Origin of the sequence: Spirosoma fluviale, assembly GCF_900230225.1 — a bacterium.
Classification (GTDB): domain Bacteria; phylum Bacteroidota; class Bacteroidia; order Cytophagales; family Spirosomataceae; genus Spirosoma; species Spirosoma fluviale.
In genome coordinates, this window is the sequence record NZ_OCNH01000010.1 from 43,416 (window position 1) to 60,359 (window position 16,944).

Genomic DNA, 16,944 nt, shown 5'->3' on the forward strand with positions numbered 1-16,944 from the left:
CGTGAGGATTACTCTTAGGTGGCAAATGAACCCTACCGCTTCGCCAACGCCACAATGTCCTTCACTTCCAGCACCGGCTTCTCATAACCGATACCAACCGACTTGATCATGGCCAGCGCCAGTTCCTGCAAGGTCGAAAAGCCCGCCGGGTATAGCGCCCGGCCGATTGGGTACAGCCAGTTGATGTATTTATAATAGACCAGTGTATTTTTCAGGCCAGGCGTCGGTTTCATGAAGCCCGGCCGGAACATATATGCTTTCTTGAACGGTAGCCGCATAATGGCGTTCTCCGTTGCGCCTTTTACCCTCGCCCACATGCTGCTGCCCTGTTCGGTGCTGTCCGTGGCGGCACCCGAGATGTAGCCAAAGGTCATATCAGGATTGAGCCGGGCCAGCGTTTTCGCCACATTCAGGGTCAGATCGTACGTTAAGTGACGGTATTCGTCCTCTTTCATGCCCACCGACGATACGCCCAGACAGAAGAAGCAGGCGTTATACCCGCTCAACTGCGACTCGATTGACGACAGATTGAAGAAATCCTTGTGTATGATTTCGGTCACTTTCGGATGCGACACGCCACTGGGTTTGCGGTTGATGAGCAGCACTGCTTCCACATCGGGTTGTTGCAAACATTCGTGAAGAACGCCTTCGCCTACCATGCCTGTGGCACCGGTTATAATTGCTTTGATTTTCATGTGGTGAATCGGTTTTATATACGGTCGTTACCGGTATTCGGGACGAATGAATAAATTTACAAACCAGCTTATCATTCCCAAGCTCAACGCACTTGAATAGGTTCACCAGCCGTTATTTATCCTGATCAGCGGATCGCTAAACTCAATTAGTCAATGCGAATTATACCTTCTTTACTCCTAACCGCCCTGCTTCTGGCATCCAGTGTTACGCTGTTCGCGCAGGAGTTAACCAGCAACAGCCAGCGCGACATTGTGTTCAAATCCGTCAATGTAATTCCCATGGACCGCGAGCGCGTTCTCGAAAACCAGACGGTCGTGGTACGAAACGGCCGGATAACCGCTATGGGTGCCGATGGAAAAGTAGCTGTCAGTAAAGACGCGCTGGTGATTGACGCAAAAGGCAAATACCTGACGCCGGGTTGGGCCGAAATCCACGCCCACGTGCCACCCATCGATGATATTGAGCCCATGAAAGAGGTGCTGATGCTGTACCTTGTCAACGGCATCACAACGATCCGGGGTATGCTGGGACACCCCCGGCATCTGGAACTCCGCAGCAAGATCAACAGTGGTGAAATCCTTGGTCCGCATTTCTACGCCACCGGCCCGTCGTTTAACGGGCAAACCGTAAAGACTGCCGAGCGGGGTGCCCAGATGGTCCGTGAACAGAAAGCCGCTGGCTACGATTTTCTCAAACTCCATCCGGGTCTGACCAAAGAGACGTTTCCGGCCATCGCCAAAACGGCGCATGAAGTTGGTATCCCGTTCGTTGGTCACGTGTCGTTCAATGTGGGCGTCTGGCGGGCGATTGATGCCGGATATTCGTCCATCGACCATATGGATGGCTTTGTGGAGGCCATTGTGCCCCGTTCGGATACCCTCGCCGAGCCCGAAACCGGTTTGTTTGCGTCGTGGATTGCTTACCGGGCCGATGCTTCGCAGATTCCCAAACTCGTGAAGGGCCTTCGCGACAAACACATCCGCGTTGTGCCCACGCAGGCCCTGGCCGAACGCTGGCTTTCGCCCCTGCCCGCCGATGCGTTCGCCAACGATCCGGAAATGAAATACATGAAACCGGAGCAGGTTAAAGGCTGGGAGAATACCAAAAAAGGCTACCTCGCCAACCCGAGCTTCTCGAAGGAGCATGCCGAAAAACTAATCCAGATTCGCCGGAAGCTCATTTACGAATGCCAGAAAAATGGGGTCGATATTTTGCTAGGCTCCGATGCCCCACAGATATTCAACGTACCCGGTTTCTCGATCCACAACGAAATGAAATACATGGTCGATGCCGGGTTAACGCCCTACGAAACCCTGCGGACGGGTACGGTCAATGTAGCGTCCTACCTGAACAAACCCGACTGGGGCGTCGTCAAAACGGGAAATGTATCGGATCTGGTGCTGCTCAGTGGTAACCCGCTGAAAGACATCAGCCAGACCCGAAACATTGACGGCGTGATGATGGGCACGAACTGGCTGTCGAAAGCCTATATTCAGAAGGAATTGAAGAAACTGGAGAAACAGTGATGGGTTGGTGCGGTTCATAAAAAGGCACGGGCAAATGCCCTCGCCAGCACACGCTCTCCCTTTACATAAACTCCCAGGCGCTTTGGTAGGCGTTCAGATTCTCGGCGTAGGCGATGAAATCCGCGTAGAAAGGAAGCCCCGCCAGCGTCGCACTGTCGCCGACGATGACGAGTTTCTTGCGGGCTCGGGTCATAGCGACGTTCATCCGGCGAATGTCGGACAGGAAGCCGATGTCCCCTTCGGCATTGCTGCGGGTCATGGAGATGTACACGATGTCGCGCTCCTGTCCCTGAAAACTGTCGATGGTGTTGACCGAAATCCGGCCAATGTAGGGCTGTAACTCGGGCGTATGCGCTAGTTGATCCTTCAGAATATTGATCTGTTGCTTATAAGGTGAAATAATGGCGACCGTCGGGAAGTTTTCCGGCGTATACTGGGCACTCAGGTCCGCGACCAACCCGGTCAAATGTTTCATCAGGAGGGCCGCTTCTTCGGGATTCGTTGAACTGGTGCCATCCAGTTTCTCATCAAACCCACAACCAGCCGTGTCCACAAAAACCAGCGATGCATCACCGTCGAACAGCGAGTGCCGCGCTACCGAACCGTGCGCTTTCAGCTTATTCTCATAAAACACCTGCGACGAATAGCCCATGATATGTTCGTGCATCCGGTATTGTACATCCAGCAGGGAAACGGCCTCGGGATGCAACCCAATAGATTTTTCAAGCAACGTATTGCTTAATCCTTTCCGGGCGGCTTCGGCCGACTTAATGGTAGGGGAAAGCTGGCAATGGTCGCCGGCCAGTACTACTTTTTGAGCTTTAAGGATGGGAATCCAGCAGGCGGGTTCCAGCGCCTGACCGGCTTCGTCAATCACCACCGTATGGTACGTAAGATTCCGAACGGTATAGTGATTGGCTCCCACCAGCGTGGCCGTAATGACCTGTGCTTTGTTGACCAGATCATCAATGACGTACTGCTCTGTATTACCCACCTCCTTCATGATGCGGTGGGCCTCGTCGAACAGGGCTTTGCGCTGGTCGCGTTCGGCTTTGCCAAAGTTGCGCTTGTATTTGTGCGCCATATTCTTGAACTCATTCGCCTGCTTTTTCAGCTTCTTCGCTTCTTTCATGGCCGGGTGATCGGCCATTTTATGATCGAGCGTGAGCGCCATCAGCCGTTCCGACACGCGGGCCGGATTTCCTACCCGAAGTACGTTCAGCCCTTCGTCATGCAGCTTTTCACTTAATAGATCGACGGCCGTGTTGCTGGGCGCAACGACCAGCAACTTCTTGTTATCCTGTTTATGGAGGGCTTTTATAGCCTGTACCAGCGTCGTGGTTTTCCCCGTGCCGGGCGGGCCATGCACGATTGCCAGTTCATTGGCGGTCAGTATTTTCCCCACTGCGGCTACCTGGCTGGGGTTGAGCCGGGGAAGCTGTAAAGGTGGCGTGTCGGGGTGGAAGGTCGGCGTGGTTGAGCCCGTCAGGACGTTGATCAGGCGATTGTCGGCTTTCTCGGCGAGTGAATTGGCCAGTTTGAGAGCCGCTTCCATCTCGTCGTAGCTATTGTCATCAAACAGCACTTCGACACCCAGTTTGCCATCCCTCGACCAATCGGGCAGTTCATCCACGCGCAGGGTTATGCGCAGACGATTACCGCTCTGGTGGGAAATGGTGCCTTCTACGCGGTCGGTTTTGGGGTCGTGATTACTGAACAGGACGGCGGGCATACCAAACCGTAGCTGGTGCGGAATTTCCTGATGGGTGGTCCGTTCAACTTCCACGGATAGATAATCGCCCCGGCTCATTTCGGAACCCCGGATGGCGATGGGGTACCAGGTTAATCCATTGGCCCGGCGTTCGGCAATAGAGGTTGTTTCGGTGAGTTTTCGGTATTGTGTGCGGTCTTCTTCTCGTTCAACCTTTAGTAAATCAAGCAGATTTTTGAAATAATCCATGACGCAAAGATAATGAGTTTACCACCCCCAACCGACGCTTCGGTTGGGGGTGGTAGATAGTCCCTTATGATTTATTTGCCAACTTAGGAGAAAGACGAAGCTGTATGTATATCAAACAAAATATCTGCTAATAGAGCTAGTGTAGTATTTTTGTTGGCCGATGGTGTAATAGGTAAAATAATCGCCCTGTCTGCCTATTGAACAATTCACAACCTGAACTATATGCAAACCCGCCGTTACCAGAACTGGTGTTCCCAATCGTCATGTCTATATTTTTCCCGAGTAGGGCTTTGGCTATTTCTTTCTCTGACGAGCGCCTTGACGTTTGCCCAGCAGAAAGCCCTTCCCAAACCTGAAGAAACCCTCGGCTTTTCGGTTGGCGCTGATTTTAAACTCGCTACCTACGAACAATCGCTGGCGTATTTTAAGAAACTCGATGACGCCAGCGACATGATAAAGCTGGTTTACGTGGGCGAAACTTCCGAAGGACGACCCTGGTATTTTGCCCTGATCTCGGCTAAAAAGAACCTCGATAACATTGATAAATACCGGGCTATTGCCCAACGACTGGCCCACCCGGCCGGACTGACCGATGAGGAGGCAAAAAAACTATCGCTGGAAGGGAAGCCGCTGGTGCATATCGACGGCGGTCTGCACGCGTCGGAGGTGGCCGGGGCACAGCACACCATTTCGCTGGCGTACGACATGCTCAGCAAAGCCGACGATCCGAAGATGAAGAACATTCTGGATAACGTCATTCTGCTGCTGTGGCCGTCGCTCAACCCGGATGGGCAAACGATGATTGGCGACTGGTACAAATCGAATGTCGGGACGCCCTACGAAGTGGCTCCACCGCCGTTTCTGTATCAGAAATACGTGGGGCACGACAACAACCGCGATGCCTACATGCTAAACATGATCGAGTCGCGGGTGGTGGCGCGTACCTGGCGCGAGTGGGAGCCGAATATCATCTTCGTGCATCACCAGACGTCACCGTTTCCGACGCGTATCTGGTTGCCACCCTTTGCCGAGCCTATCGCGTCGCAAACGCCCCCCATCATTGCCCGCGAAGTGAATATGATCGGTATGGCAATGGCGCAGGCGCTGGAAAGCAACGGCCAGAAAGGCGCTACGCACATGGGAACGGGCTTTGATGCCTGGTATCCGGGCTATATCGACTACATGCCGGTATTGCAGAACATCCCGGCTTTCTGGACCGAAACAGCTTTGTATAACTACGCCACCCCCCACTTTTATACCGTTCGCGATTTCCCGAAAGACAAGAACGAGTTCCGGGTCGAGTCGCTATATTCCAGCCCGTGGCCGGGTGGTTGGTGGCGTATCAGCGATGCCATGGCGTACATGGAAACAGCGTCGCTGGCTACGCTCGATTATGCCGCTAAATACAGCGATGTGCTGCTGTACAACCGCTACCAGTCGGGCCGTAACACCATTAAAAAGTACGAACAGGAACCGCCCTACGCCTATTTCATCCCGCAAAAACAGCGCGATCCGGCTCGCCCCGCCGAACTCCTCCGCCGTCTGGCCTTTCACGGTATCCGCATCGGGCAACTAACCAAAGATGTGTCGTTTGACGGACGAAACTACCCGAAAGGAACCTGGGTTATCCCGATGAATCAGGAGTATGGCGAGCTGACCAAACAACTGCTCGACGTACAGGCGTACCCCGATTTGCGTGAGTTTCCGGGTGGTCCGCCGGAGCAGCCGTACGATGCCGCTGGCTGGACACTACCGCTGCAGTTTGAACTCAATGTCATTCCGGCTATAACACCTTTGCCCGTTGAGGTCAAGTCGGCCATTCAGATGGTCAGCGGAACACCGAAGGACTGGAAAACGGATGATAAAAAAGATGCTAACCCCGCCGACTTTGTGACGGGTATTGGCTTTGATACCAACCCCGTTTCGGCCGGTATCAAAGCGCCCGAAGGACGGCTGACCGGAACCGGAACGGTAGCCCTCGTCAATCCGGCCGAGAATAATACGTTTAAACTAATCAGCCGTTCGCTGAAAGCCGGTGGGTCGGTTAAGTACAACAAAGACGCCCAGAAATACGCCATCAGCGGAGTAGGAAAGGCTACCCTAGATACCTGGATAAAGGATCTGGGCGTTACGGCAGAACTGACAACCAACACCGCCGGAACTATGGTAAAGCCCCGCATTGCGGTGTACAAACCCTGGACAGCCAGCATGGACGAAGGCTGGACACACTGGGTACTGGAACAGTTTGAGATGCCTTTTGTCAACATCACCAATACCGATGTGCTGGCCGGTGACTTGTCCGACCGTTTCGACGTGATCCTGATCGCATCCGACCGACCCAGAAATATAAAAGACGGTTTCGCCAAAGGGCTGGTGCCTCCGGCTTACGAAGGTGGACTGGGTGAATTGGGGGCCAGCAACCTGAGTAACTTTGTGAGTCAGGGGGGCACGCTTGTTTGCCTGAACGCCAGCAGCGACTACGCTATTGAGGCACTTCATCTACCCGTGAAGAACGTGGTGGCTGGTGTGAACAGTAAAGATTTCTTCACGGGTGGTTCGATCCTGGAAATAGAAACCGACGCTACGCACCCGGTTATGGCCGGTATGCCTGCCAAAGCAGCTGTTTTTGTGGAGGGAAGTCCCGTTTTTGCTACGCTGGATGGTTTCAGAGGGCAGGCACTGGCTAAGTTTGCGTTGAGCGGGTCGCCGTTGCGGTCGGGGTATTTGCTGGGCGAGAAGTACCTGCATGGCTATGCCGCATCGCTGGATGTGCAACACGGAAAAGGGCACGTGATTCTGCACGGTTTCCGGCCGCAGTGGCGCGGGCAACCGTTAGGAACGTATCGCGTGCTGCTTAATTCGTTGCTGTACAGTGGGGACGTGGCCAAAGGCAAGTACGGGTCGGCAGAGTTCTGGAAAACGCCCGTTACGCCGGTGAAGTAATGGGTGTCCGGGTTTACTTTTTGCCGCTGATCCGGTGAGAGGTATGTTTGATGGAATTCATTTGACGCCATGTGAAAATTTAATGAATTGCTGATTGTCAGGAGTTTATCTGATGATATTATTAAATCCAGCCGTAGATATTGAACAAACTTATGCGTTACGAAGTCATTCTTATAAGATCTGCCGGTAATGAATAGTAGAGTTACTAGGGCGTTCTTTTCAAAAAACCTTTCTACGTTCGTGTAAAAAAAGAATCTGGTTAGTTGTGAATAAACCAAATAAATCAAAAGCCGTATCCATGCATTGGCGTCTGTCATGGCTTATGTTCCTGCTTTGCTTCCTGCTGGGAGCGAAAGCTGATCAGCCAGCGGACCGACTCATAGGCCGGTGGCAATTTCCGTCCAAAGGGTCCAGCGTTGATATTTACAAGAAAGGCAGCCTTTACTTTGCCAGGGTAGCCGAAGTTGACCAGGCCGGTGAGCAAAACTTTGGCCTGATGAAAGATAGTCTACTGATTTATAATCTTCGCTACGATGGAGAGGTCTGGTCTGGAGGACGCTTAATTCATCCCAAGACGGGAATCTCCTTGAGTGTTGAGGTGCAAATGTACAGGCCACAGGCCATAGACGTAACGGTTTACAAAGGTATCAAACTGCTCCACCGAAAGTTCACGATGACTCGTCAGGAATTCTAGGATTAACGCTATAAAACAGTCATAGCGTAGGTCAATTTAGGCGCGGAACTCCGGACCGGCCCGCGCCTTAATTGATCTAAACCGTTTCCAGGAATCGCTGAAATTGATCGGATAGCTGCTTCGTCTGTTCAGTGGATTTGTCCTGCTGGTTTTGAAGTTCAGCAATAGCGGTAACCAGGTGATCTTCCAGGGTCTGAGCCGTTGTGCGGGCTTCGTTAATCCGGGATTGTACTGACCAGTCGGTGAATATATTGTCGAAGAAGATGTCTACGAACCGGGTCAGGTTATTGTCAAATGTCCAGTCGGGCAGGAAGGTTGAGTCAACATCTTTATATTCACGGCGAAACTGCTGTAAACTATAGGCTACCTGCTGAGACTGATCCCTGACCTCGTCCAGTTTTCGGTACTTGATCATTGACGAAATAGTGGAACCGCCCAACATATCCCAGGTGCCCCAGGTACGGGCTTCGTCCAATAGTTGCCCTAATTGCCTCACTTCCTGCAGCGCCTGAATGCCCGCACCTTTAGCCTCCGTCAGCTCCTGCGCATAGTGGTTGTTGTGAATGAGCGTGGTCAGGTGTTGCTGGTATTGCTCCCGCACGGCATCCGAGCTATTGAGCAGGGCTTCCCGTTTGCTCTCAATTAGTTGTTCATATAGTTGGTCTACATCGCTAAAGCCGGGGAGCCGTTTCTCCTGATCTTTACATTGTTGTTGCAAGGCGATTACGGTGGCACAAATGGCATCGTACCGGAGTCGGGCGTGTTGGGCTTCGGCTTCTTCTTTTGTAAGTTGCTGTTCTTTCTGATTGAGAAGATCATGGTACAAACTCGCCCAGCTCAGGCGGTTCAGTCGGTCGACATCGGCTTGCTCATTCCGCCATTGGTCGAGCAGAACGGCTTGTTCTTGCTGTCGCTTTGCCAGTTCAGTTTTGGTTTGCGCGAGTTGGTTCTGTAAAATATTGCGCTCGTTACGACGCTGAATGGCGTTTTGCAAAGCGTCTTGTTGGGCCGTTGTCCAGGTCATTGATGTAGGGAATAAAGATTGGCACCAAAGCAACGGCAGGTTGTTGAGGCAGACAATCAATACCGGATGAGAGGGCGTAGACGTTGTTAAACGCGGAAAAAATAGGCCGAACCGTCGAGGACCTAATACCCGCGTCAGCCCCCGTAACCCCTCTATTTACCTTTTCTCAATCCATCCAGTAGATACTCCAGCCCGTTCAGCCGGATCTCGTACATCGTTTGCAGCAGCATGCCCAGCTTGCCTGCCGGGAAGCCTTTTTGTACGAACCACTCCAGATACGAAACCGGTAATGATCGAATCAGATGTCCTTTATACTTGCCGAAGGGCATCTGGTAGTGGAGTAACTCGCGTAAGAGGTCTGTGTTGCCTTGTGGCTGGTCGTCTGTCATAAAGATAGAGGCTAATTGGAACGTTGGAACGCGTCTTATTAGCCCAATACAAAGGTACATTACCAGCGTGGTGATTGGTCAGAATAAGCCTGGGTTCACTTACACAACGGCCGATTCCAGCAAGCGAATCGTGCCCGCTGTGGCGTCCAGTTCGGTATCGATACCCAGCGGAACGGTGAATTTGTCCTTAATATGCCCAATCATGGCCCCCGAATAGGCGGGCTTGTTCAAGGGTATGATATACTCGGTTAGGACATCTTCCAGCGTTAGGGAGCCATAGCCGCTGCCGGGGCCGCAGTCGGTGCATTTGCCGAATACGAAACCGGAAATCTGATCCAGAATACCCGCCAGTTTCAGGTGGTTGAGCATCCGGTCCATGCGGTAAACATCTTCGTGGGTGTCTTCCAGAAACAGGATGGCGTTTTTCCAATCGGGCAGATACGTTGACCCGATCATGTGGCTTAATACGGTAAGGTTGCCGCCCATCAATCGACCCCGCGCCAGTCCTGGCCGAAGCGTGGTAATTCGGTCCTGAACCTGGGTCAGATTATCGCCTTTTTCGGTAGGATTCTTCATCGTCAGCGTTTCGCCTTCCAGCAGTAGCCGCTTCAGCCAGTCGACCGTATAAGCGTTAAACGTAGCCGAGGCAACGGGTCCGTGAAAGGTTACCAGTCCCGTTTTGGCATAGATACCCAGCAGCAGTGCCGTCACATCGCTGTAGCCGATCAGGATTTTGGGATTGCGCTGAATCAGGCTATAATCCAGCAGGGGCAATAGCCGCGCACAGCCCCAGCCGCCATGAATGGCCATGACTGCCTTCACGCTCCGGTTCTCGAAAAGGGCGTGCAGATCGGAGGCCCGGTCGGCGTCGCGCCCGGCGAGGTAACCGTAGCGGTCGTAGGCATGCGGCCCAACGATGGTTTTGAACCCCAGTGCCTGTAGCGACTCCTCGGCAATCTGCACCGTTTCTCGGGTGAAGGCGGGGGCCGCCGGACAAAAGAGACCGATGGTATCGCCCGGTTTGAGCCGGTCGGGTTTAAGGGTCGTAAGGGGTGGCTGGGTTGTTGTCAGCGACAGTAGTGGGGCCAGGGTGGTGGCTTTCAGGAAGGAACGGCGAGAGGACATGGGGGATATTGATGAATCGATCGATGCAGAAAGATAACCGAAAACGAAGGAGTTGCCAAGTAAATTCAGTAGCTTCAGTTCCTGTAAAACTTTTACCGATACGAACCAAAATCTACCCATGATGCGTAAACTACCGTTTCGACTGGCAATGACCCTGCTGGGCTTGCTGTGTGCTTTTTCGGCCGTTCAGGCCGGACGGCCCATGACTACAATTACGCAGCTCACCGCCGACTGGCAGCGGGCTAAAGAGTACACGAAGGAGTACCTCGACGTAATGTCGGAGGATGGTGTAAACTACAAGCCAACGCCCGAAATTCGCAGTTTTGCCGAGCAGATGCTTCACCTGACGGCGGCTAATTACAACTTTGGGGCTATGGTGAGCGGCAAGCCTAATCCCATGCAAGGCAAGAAGCTTGAGGAGATGAGCGAACTGAAAACGAAAGCAGCCCTGACCAAAGCGGTTATGGATAGCTACGATTTCATGATCGATGCGGTGAAAGGCATGAGTGATGCGCAACTGGCCGAAAATGTGAAAATGGGCCAGCGGGAAATGACCCGCGAGCTAGCGCTTGCCAAAGCATTCGAACACCAGACCCACCACCGGGGGCAGTGTACGATTTACATTCGGATGAAAGGCATCAAGCCACCAAACGAGAAGTTGTTTTAACGAGCGGTATTACATAAGCGGTGCCACGGTTTGAACCGTGGCACCGCTTCCCTTTTTTAAGGCAAACATAACGCCGGTTAAACATCGCGAAAAGAACGGGAGTTAAATGGAGATGCTGGTTCAATAACATCATATTGTCAGGATGTTGACCGCTTTCCCCATTCATGAGAACACTACTACGTTGCCGTTATTTCATTGGCTTTGGCCTGCTTGTACTTTTGGCTCAATGTCAGAAAGTAAAACCAGAGGCTCCCAAAGCGGAGGGGTTCGACCCGCCCATTGCCGCTACATTGTCTTACCTGGCGGGCTCCATTACCTTTCAGCTCCGGGAACTGGAGGAAAAAATCAACAAGGAACTCGACCCTGTTCTGGTCGGTAAGGAGACAAAGGACGGGAAAACCAGAGGCATCATTTCGTTTCGGGTCAAACGCCTGGGACCCGTACATGTTGAGTATGTGGATCAGCAGATAAAACTGTCGGCACCCCTGCAAATGTGGCTGACAAAACCCTTTAGCCGGGATACCACGCCCCCTAAGAAGCCCTTCTGTGCATTGGCCGTTAATTTCAAAAGCCCCGTTAGTGTTACGCCCAACTGGCGATTGGGAAGCCGCACAACTTTTACAGACTACAAATGGATCGTGCAGCCCCAAATTGCGGGAATCTCCCTAACTCGTATCGTTCAAAATATCCTCGACAGGCATAAGACCGACATTGAAATGGCCATTGACTCGGCTGTGCATACGCAGTTGCGGCTCGACAAAATGGTAAAACCCATCTGGCGCGATCTGCAAAGCCCGTTGCTGATCAACAAGGAGTACGGCCTTTGGCTAACGCCCATACCCATCAGCGTAGCGGCCGGAGCTATTACGGGCAATGCTGAACAGATAACGACCCACGTCCGAATTGCGGTCAGGACCCAAACCGAACTAAAACCGACTAAGCCCGTCCATACGCCCACGTCGTTGCCACCGTTGCAGAAACGGGATACGGTCCCGCAAACCTCCGATCTGCACCTGATGAGTTTTATTCCCTATGCCGACATTAACCGTATGCTGGCCGTTACGACCAATAGCAAGAACAAAAAGCTGGTGCTTGGCTCGCTGACCATTCATGAAGTATCGGTCTATGGCGGTCAGCGATCATTGATCGTGAAAGCCGATGTAAGTGGCCTGATGGATGGAACGATCTACCTGCGGGGGCGGCCGGAGTTTGACACGCTGACCAATACCCTGCACATTGCTAACCTGGATTTTGATGCCGAGACATGGAAGGCACTTCCCAAGGGAAGTGACACCGTTTGGCACAAAGGGCTTCGGGAACTGCTGGAAAGTCTGCTGACGATTCCATTGGGCGACGATATTGCCAAACTACCACAGGCCATCGATAAGGCGTTTGAAAAAGGAGGTCCGGGTAAAAAGACAGATTTAACCATCCAGTCGTTTCGGTTCGTGCCTCAGAAAATAGCCATTCGCCCCGACGGTATTCAGGCACTCATATACGTTAAGTCAACGGTTGGCGTTCAGGTAAAACAGCTGTGAAACCTATTTTGTACATTTTTTTTAGCTTCGGTCGCTATAGGTAAATTTTGGTATAGAAAGGCTTACTATAGCATATCGTTAACTCATGGTTCATACAATGAAACGCTTTATTCGCAGATTACCCGCCTTCATCCCGGATCTATTTGTCATTGTTGTCACGCTGGCTATGGTCCCATTGGCCAAAGAACCGATAGGCGTAGGAACCAAAGCCCCGAAAGACGCCAACGTACTTTTCGATGGGTCGAAGAAGATGCTCGATGAAAAATGGCAGTATTGGGAAGGGCCACGTCTGGCGGCTACCATGCCTATCAAATGGCAGATTGAAAAAGATCCGGCGGGTAGCGGTACTGTCATGAACACCAATGACCCGGCCGCTGCGGGTGGCCTTTACGGTGCCGCCGACATTGTGACAAAAGAAGCCTTCCGCGATTTTCGGCTGCATGTGGAGTTCTACGTGAGCAAGCCGGGCGGCAACAGTGGCGTTTACCTGCAAAACCGCTACGAGATTCAGATATTCGATGGTGACACTACTTCGCACGGCCTTGGGGCTGTGATCAACGAATCGCCATCACCCTACAAACTATATAACGGTATCGGGAAATGGAACGCCTATGATATTCAATTCCGGGCCGCGCGCTTCGCCAATGGCAAACGCACCGAACCCGCCATGGTAACGATCTACCTGAATGGTAAAAAAGCTCACACCAATCAAAAGATCAGTCAGGTGTGGGGTGGGCCTAATTCAGGAATCGACGGCGGAAACGATGGCGGGAAAGGCATCACCGACACGCCCGGCGGCATTAAACTACAGGCCGAAGGTCACGATGTTCTGTATCGCAACATCTGGATCAAGCCGCTGGAAATAAAGCAGGCTAATACAGATTTTTAATGTAGGTTAATCGGAGGCTTACGAAGGTATAGGCAGGGGGTCAGGTGCGGGTAATATGCCCATGTCTGACCCCCTGCTATGCGTATAAACCGTTATCGATCAATCGGACAGGGTTCTGCTACCGGGAGCGAAAGGTAACAGGTAAAACATATAAACTGCTTACCGCTACCCCTGATCGATGCGCCGGGTACCAGCGAGGCATCCGGACGATCGCTTGCATGGCCGCCTGGTTCAGCAGCGGTTCGGACGATTCTATTACTTTGATTTCTGTTAGTTGACCCGTGGGCATTACCCGAAACCGGATGTGAACAGTTCCTTCCCGCTGCTCAGCGTTTGAGGGCCTGTGGTCATTGAGGTACGTCTCCAGCGCTTTCTGACCACCCGGAAAAAAGGGTACATTGTTAAGCGGAGTGTACTCCGTTAGTTGGTCAGCAGACGGCACCGGCTCAATAATTTTAGCCAGGAGATTATCCGAATCCGGGGCGTCGAGATTGTTTTGTTGGGCAAACGTTAATGTACTCGTGATCAGCAAACAGACAGTGGTCAGAATAAATTGATTCATGATCTTATTGATTGATAGAGGATGAGGAACGTAGTAGCCGTGACGGTACTTTTTGCACGGGTTAAATACGTAATCAAAAATAGATAGTGGAGAAACGGGCAACACTCAGTTTTGGGACAATATCACTTACATTTAAGACAGGGATAGATTATCAGGCCTTTATCAGTGCCAATCTCTTCATTCGCTAAAAGAAAAGCCGTAAACCTGTGAGCTACTTCAGGCAGGAGAATCGTATCAGGCGCAATAATCTGTACCTTCGCGAACTGAAAATAAAATCACTACTACTAACTCCATTACTCCTTCATCATGAAGAGACTTAATTTTTCGACGCTTGCCGTAGCTGGTTTGCTTACGCTTTGTTCACTCTCGGTTACTCACGCTCAGCTTAAAGTACCGGCAGCCAGTCCGGCCCAAACTACCAAACAAAGTTTTGCATTAGGCGACATTACGCTTGAGTATTCCCGGCCGGCGGTGAAAGGACGGGCCATCTTCGGTGATCTGGTTCCTTTTGATAAGATCTGGCGCACGGGGGCCAATGCAACCTCGAAAATCACCTTTTCGTCGGATGTGAAGCTGGAAGGCAAAGAGGTGAAGGCGGGTACTTACGGACTGTTTACCATTCCGGGAAAAACCAGTTGGGAAGTAATGCTGTCCAAAGACCTGACCCTGGGTGCTAACGTGGGGGATTACAAAAAAGAGAACGAAGTGGTACGGGTTCAGGTAAAACCAACTACGCTGGCCAACAAAGTAGAAACCTTTACCATCAACATCGCCGATATTCTGCCAAACTCGGCCGTGCTGGAAATCATGTGGGATAAAACCCGCGTTCCGGTTACCATCACAGCGGATATTGATCAAACGATCGTGAAGAACATCGAAGCTTCTCTGGCATCTGACAAGCCTGCGTACTTTGAAGCAGCGAGTTATTATTACGATACCAATCGCGATTTGAAGCAAGCGCTTGGCTGGGTAACCAAAGCCACGGAACAAAATCCGAAAGCTTTCTGGATCATGTTGCTGAAAGCCCGGATTGAACTGAAATTAAAAGAGAAAGCCAGTGCGATTGCCAGCGCGGAGAAAACCGTTGCCCTGGCAACCGAAGCCAAAAACGCGGATTACGTAAAAATGGCAACCGACCTGATTGCTTCGGCTAAAAAGTAGCCTTCAGGTATTAGATTACAGCAACAACGGCTGGTCCTTTACAGGGTCAGCCGTTGTTTTTTTATGAGTTTCCTAAGGCAAACGGCTGGCCGTCGGGGTTTCGCTTTAGTTGTGTATCAGACAGCATCCCTGCTGTCTGGCCGTTAGGCTAAATGATTTTCCTAATGACTCAGGCTCGTTAACTGGGCTGATTGCATGGATTAACTTACGGATTTGGAAGCCACCTTGCCTGACGGCTCGACAGCAGGGATGCTGTCTGGTACGATTCAGGCAAACGTGACATAGGCCGCGATTACCGGTTGTAAACGTGGCAGGACGGCTTCGATCTGGGTTTTCTCTTCGTCGGTCCAGTGGCGGGGACTGCCAAACATACAGGGCTGTAAAATCCCCCACAGCTTGTTGTCCCGCTGAATGTGCGCGTGAATTAACGCCCGGTGACCGAACGTCTTCTCCTCAAACTGTCGGTTCAGTACCTCGGGTCCGGCGGTGTTAACATCATCGACATAAACCGACGGCTTCATGCCCAGTCCCGCCCGAATCAGCGGGTCCTCGGCCGGTAACGCATCGGTATCGGGTTGCCAGTTGGGCTGTATCGTGTTTTTGTCGGGGATGCTCTCATTTTTTCGCCAGCAAAACGCCGTTCGCCCCAGACCCTGATCGGGTTGCCGGACATAGAGGAAGCATCGATCTGCCTTTAGGGCTGTCCCAACGCACTCAACAACCTTATTGAGCGTATCGGCGGGGGAGTGACCTGCTGTAATGAGTTCGTCGACGGTTGCCGACAACGTGTGTAGTGGAATCATAGTACTTAGTCTACCCGATGTTTACCGAATGACTAGGTAAACGAACTCCAGAATAAAAAGACAGCCAAACCTGTCATTTATTTAGCAAGTGCATGGCTATTGGGCTGATGTAGTGAGTTATGGCAGAAAGCGCCCTGCCCGCTTTCGCCATGATTTTTACTCATCCATTCATGTAAACTTTTATGAAAGCATTTATCTTAAGCCTCTCAACCTACGCTGTTCTTGCAACGACTTCTTTCGCGCAAAACAACACCGTTACCCTGAGCCAGATCGGGACTTCGCAAAACGCGTCGGTTAACCAGATCGGCAGCAAATTGACAGCCACCGTTAGCCAGGAGGGCAATGACCAGCTTGCAACCATCAGCCAGAAAGGATTTGGGTATTCGGAGGCTATCATTAGCCAGGGACAAAACGCAGCGTATAATCAGGCTACCATTACGCAGGTTTCTGGCGGAACCGGAGGCAGCTATGGCGTTATCAGGCAGGTAAGCGCTTCCGACAACAAGGCCATTATTACGCAAAACGTCAGTACAGGGGGCGGAGATAACTTTGCTACCATTACGCAGGGCTCTGTGTCGGGTGTTGTTCTTGCCGGGCCTGCCAGTGCCGTGAGCACCAACAATCAGACAACTATCTACATTGATGGTTCCAACAACCGAAGCCGGATTCTGCAAGTGGGCGACAACAACAGTATGACAACGAGCCAGTACGGTGAGGGAAACCTGATTAAAGGCGTACTCGGCAATCCGGCGGGGACTAACGCCGAAGAGGCTACTCAATTGGGTGAAGCAAACAGCCTGACCATCATCCAGTCTTCTCCATTGGGGTCTTCCTTCGGCACCAATACCGTAAATGTTTACCAGAGTGGTATCAGCAACGTAAGTACGGTTAACCAGTCAAATCAATAAGCACGCTTCGTTCCGAAATTACCAACCGGGCAGGGCGGTTGGTAAATCACTTTCCGCAG

The 16,944-nt window shown here is 51.9% G+C and carries 15 protein-coding genes; 8 read left to right on the forward strand and 7 right to left on the reverse strand.

The window, feature by feature from the left end; all coding sequences use genetic code 11:
* Positions 1 to 32: 32 nt before the first annotated feature.
* Complete coding sequence (locus CRO74_RS30325) at positions 33 to 695, reverse strand: NAD-dependent epimerase/dehydratase family protein (protein ID WP_097131939.1); 663 nt, start codon at positions 693 to 695, stop codon at positions 33 to 35.
* A gap of 153 nt (positions 696 to 848) precedes the next feature.
* Between CRO74_RS30325 and CRO74_RS30330 the strand changes: the two genes are divergently transcribed.
* Positions 849 to 2,222: an amidohydrolase family protein gene (locus CRO74_RS30330; RefSeq protein ID WP_097131940.1), complete on the forward strand. Its 1,374-nt coding sequence runs from the start codon at positions 849 to 851 to the stop codon at positions 2,220 to 2,222.
* A 61-nt stretch (positions 2,223 to 2,283) separates the two neighbouring features.
* Here CRO74_RS30330 and CRO74_RS30335 read toward each other — a convergent pair whose 3' ends face one another.
* On the reverse strand, positions 2,284 to 4,182 hold the full coding sequence (locus tag CRO74_RS30335; protein ID WP_097131943.1) for an AAA domain-containing protein: 1,899 nt from the start codon (positions 4,180 to 4,182) through the stop codon (positions 2,284 to 2,286).
* A gap of 222 nt (positions 4,183 to 4,404) precedes the next feature.
* Here CRO74_RS30335 and CRO74_RS30340 point away from each other — a divergent pair, with 222 nt between their 5' ends.
* Together CRO74_RS30340 and CRO74_RS30345 are read left to right on the forward strand one after the other, a co-directional pair.
* Positions 4,405 to 7,125 carry a M14 family metallopeptidase gene (locus tag CRO74_RS30340; protein ID WP_097131945.1) on the forward strand — a complete coding sequence of 907 codons (2,721 nt, stop codon included), beginning with the start codon at positions 4,405 to 4,407 and terminating at the stop codon, positions 7,123 to 7,125.
* A 298-nt stretch (positions 7,126 to 7,423) separates the two neighbouring features.
* Positions 7,424 to 7,819: a DUF2147 domain-containing protein gene (locus CRO74_RS30345; protein WP_245878033.1), complete on the forward strand. Its 396-nt coding sequence runs from the start codon at positions 7,424 to 7,426 to the stop codon at positions 7,817 to 7,819.
* Between the two features lie 76 nt (positions 7,820 to 7,895).
* On the opposite strand, the gene CRO74_RS30350 is transcribed toward CRO74_RS30345, so the two are convergent.
* The 3 genes from CRO74_RS30350 to CRO74_RS30360 all read right to left on the reverse strand — a co-directional run bounded on the left by CRO74_RS30350 (position 7,896) and on the right by CRO74_RS30360 (position 10,357).
* Positions 7,896 to 8,843, reverse strand: coding sequence for a hypothetical protein (locus tag CRO74_RS30350; RefSeq protein WP_097131947.1), 948 nt, complete (start codon positions 8,841 to 8,843; stop codon positions 7,896 to 7,898).
* A gap of 152 nt (positions 8,844 to 8,995) precedes the next feature.
* Positions 8,996 to 9,232: a DUF3820 family protein gene (locus CRO74_RS30355; protein ID WP_097131948.1), complete on the reverse strand. Its 237-nt coding sequence runs from the start codon at positions 9,230 to 9,232 to the stop codon at positions 8,996 to 8,998.
* Positions 9,233 to 9,331: 99 nt separating this feature from the next.
* Positions 9,332 to 10,357, reverse strand: a complete 1,026-nt coding sequence (locus tag CRO74_RS30360) for a S66 peptidase family protein (protein ID WP_097132180.1) — start codon at positions 10,355 to 10,357, stop codon at positions 9,332 to 9,334.
* 121 nt (positions 10,358 to 10,478) lie between these two features.
* Between CRO74_RS30360 and CRO74_RS30365 the strand changes: the two genes are divergently transcribed.
* The 3 genes from CRO74_RS30365 (at position 10,479) to CRO74_RS30375 (ending at position 13,451) form a co-directional block, all read left to right on the forward strand.
* Positions 10,479 to 11,024, forward strand: a complete 546-nt coding sequence (locus CRO74_RS30365) for a DinB family protein (protein WP_097131950.1) — start codon at positions 10,479 to 10,481, stop codon at positions 11,022 to 11,024.
* A gap of 164 nt (positions 11,025 to 11,188) precedes the next feature.
* Complete coding sequence (locus CRO74_RS30370; protein ID WP_097131953.1) at positions 11,189 to 12,562, forward strand: DUF4403 family protein; 1,374 nt, start codon at positions 11,189 to 11,191, stop codon at positions 12,560 to 12,562.
* Between the two features lie 97 nt (positions 12,563 to 12,659).
* Entirely contained in the window at positions 12,660 to 13,451 is a 792-nt protein-coding gene (locus tag CRO74_RS30375; RefSeq protein ID WP_097131955.1) for a 3-keto-disaccharide hydrolase, read from the forward strand.
* 118 nt (positions 13,452 to 13,569) lie between these two features.
* Here CRO74_RS30375 and CRO74_RS30380 read toward each other — a convergent pair whose 3' ends face one another.
* Complete coding sequence (locus tag CRO74_RS30380; RefSeq protein WP_097131957.1) at positions 13,570 to 14,013, reverse strand: energy transducer TonB; 444 nt, start codon at positions 14,011 to 14,013, stop codon at positions 13,570 to 13,572.
* A 306-nt stretch (positions 14,014 to 14,319) separates the two neighbouring features.
* Here CRO74_RS30380 and CRO74_RS30385 point away from each other — a divergent pair, with 306 nt between their 5' ends.
* Complete coding sequence (locus CRO74_RS30385; protein ID WP_097131959.1) at positions 14,320 to 15,174, forward strand: DUF2911 domain-containing protein; 855 nt, start codon at positions 14,320 to 14,322, stop codon at positions 15,172 to 15,174.
* Positions 15,175 to 15,440: 266 nt separating this feature from the next.
* On the opposite strand, the gene CRO74_RS30390 is transcribed toward CRO74_RS30385, so the two are convergent.
* Positions 15,441 to 15,977: a GAF domain-containing protein gene (locus CRO74_RS30390; protein ID WP_097131961.1), complete on the reverse strand. Its 537-nt coding sequence runs from the start codon at positions 15,975 to 15,977 to the stop codon at positions 15,441 to 15,443.
* Positions 15,978 to 16,159: 182 nt separating this feature from the next.
* On the opposite strand from CRO74_RS30390, the gene CRO74_RS30395 reads away from it, so the two are divergent.
* Positions 16,160 to 16,885 carry a hypothetical protein gene (locus CRO74_RS30395; RefSeq protein WP_097131962.1) on the forward strand — a complete coding sequence of 242 codons (726 nt, stop codon included), beginning with the start codon at positions 16,160 to 16,162 and terminating at the stop codon, positions 16,883 to 16,885.
* The last annotated feature ends 59 nt before the right edge of the window (positions 16,886 to 16,944 follow it).

Bases quoted from the DNA above. Each gene is read 5' to 3' on its own strand.
- CRO74_RS30355 (WP_097131948.1), bottom strand. From the start codon at position 9,232: ATGACAGACGACCAGCCACAAGGCAACACAGACCTCTTACGCGAGTTA.
- CRO74_RS30365 (WP_097131950.1), top strand. From the start codon at position 10,479: ATGCGTAAACTACCGTTTCGACTGGCAATGACCCTGCTGGGCTTGCTG.
- CRO74_RS30395 (WP_097131962.1), top strand. From the start codon at position 16,160: ATGAAAGCATTTATCTTAAGCCTCTCAACCTACGCTGTTCTTGCAACG.
- CRO74_RS30340 (WP_097131945.1), top strand. From the start codon at position 4,405: ATGCAAACCCGCCGTTACCAGAACTGGTGTTCCCAATCGTCATGTCTA.
- CRO74_RS30335 (WP_097131943.1), bottom strand. From the start codon at position 4,182: ATGGATTATTTCAAAAATCTGCTTGATTTACTAAAGGTTGAACGAGAA.
- CRO74_RS30325 (WP_097131939.1), bottom strand. From the start codon at position 695: ATGAAAATCAAAGCAATTATAACCGGTGCCACAGGCATGGTAGGCGAA.
- CRO74_RS30330 (WP_097131940.1), top strand. From the start codon at position 849: ATGCGAATTATACCTTCTTTACTCCTAACCGCCCTGCTTCTGGCATCC.
- CRO74_RS30375 (WP_097131955.1), top strand. From the start codon at position 12,660: ATGAAACGCTTTATTCGCAGATTACCCGCCTTCATCCCGGATCTATTT.
- CRO74_RS30345 (WP_245878033.1), top strand. From the start codon at position 7,424: ATGCATTGGCGTCTGTCATGGCTTATGTTCCTGCTTTGCTTCCTGCTG.
- CRO74_RS30370 (WP_097131953.1), top strand. From the start codon at position 11,189: ATGAGAACACTACTACGTTGCCGTTATTTCATTGGCTTTGGCCTGCTT.
- CRO74_RS30380 (WP_097131957.1), bottom strand. From the start codon at position 14,013: ATGAATCAATTTATTCTGACCACTGTCTGTTTGCTGATCACGAGTACA.
- CRO74_RS30390 (WP_097131961.1), bottom strand. From the start codon at position 15,977: ATGATTCCACTACACACGTTGTCGGCAACCGTCGACGAACTCATTACA.
- CRO74_RS30350 (WP_097131947.1), bottom strand. From the start codon at position 8,843: ATGACCTGGACAACGGCCCAACAAGACGCTTTGCAAAACGCCATTCAG.
- CRO74_RS30360 (WP_097132180.1), bottom strand. From the start codon at position 10,357: ATGTCCTCTCGCCGTTCCTTCCTGAAAGCCACCACCCTGGCCCCACTA.
- CRO74_RS30385 (WP_097131959.1), top strand. From the start codon at position 14,320: ATGAAGAGACTTAATTTTTCGACGCTTGCCGTAGCTGGTTTGCTTACG.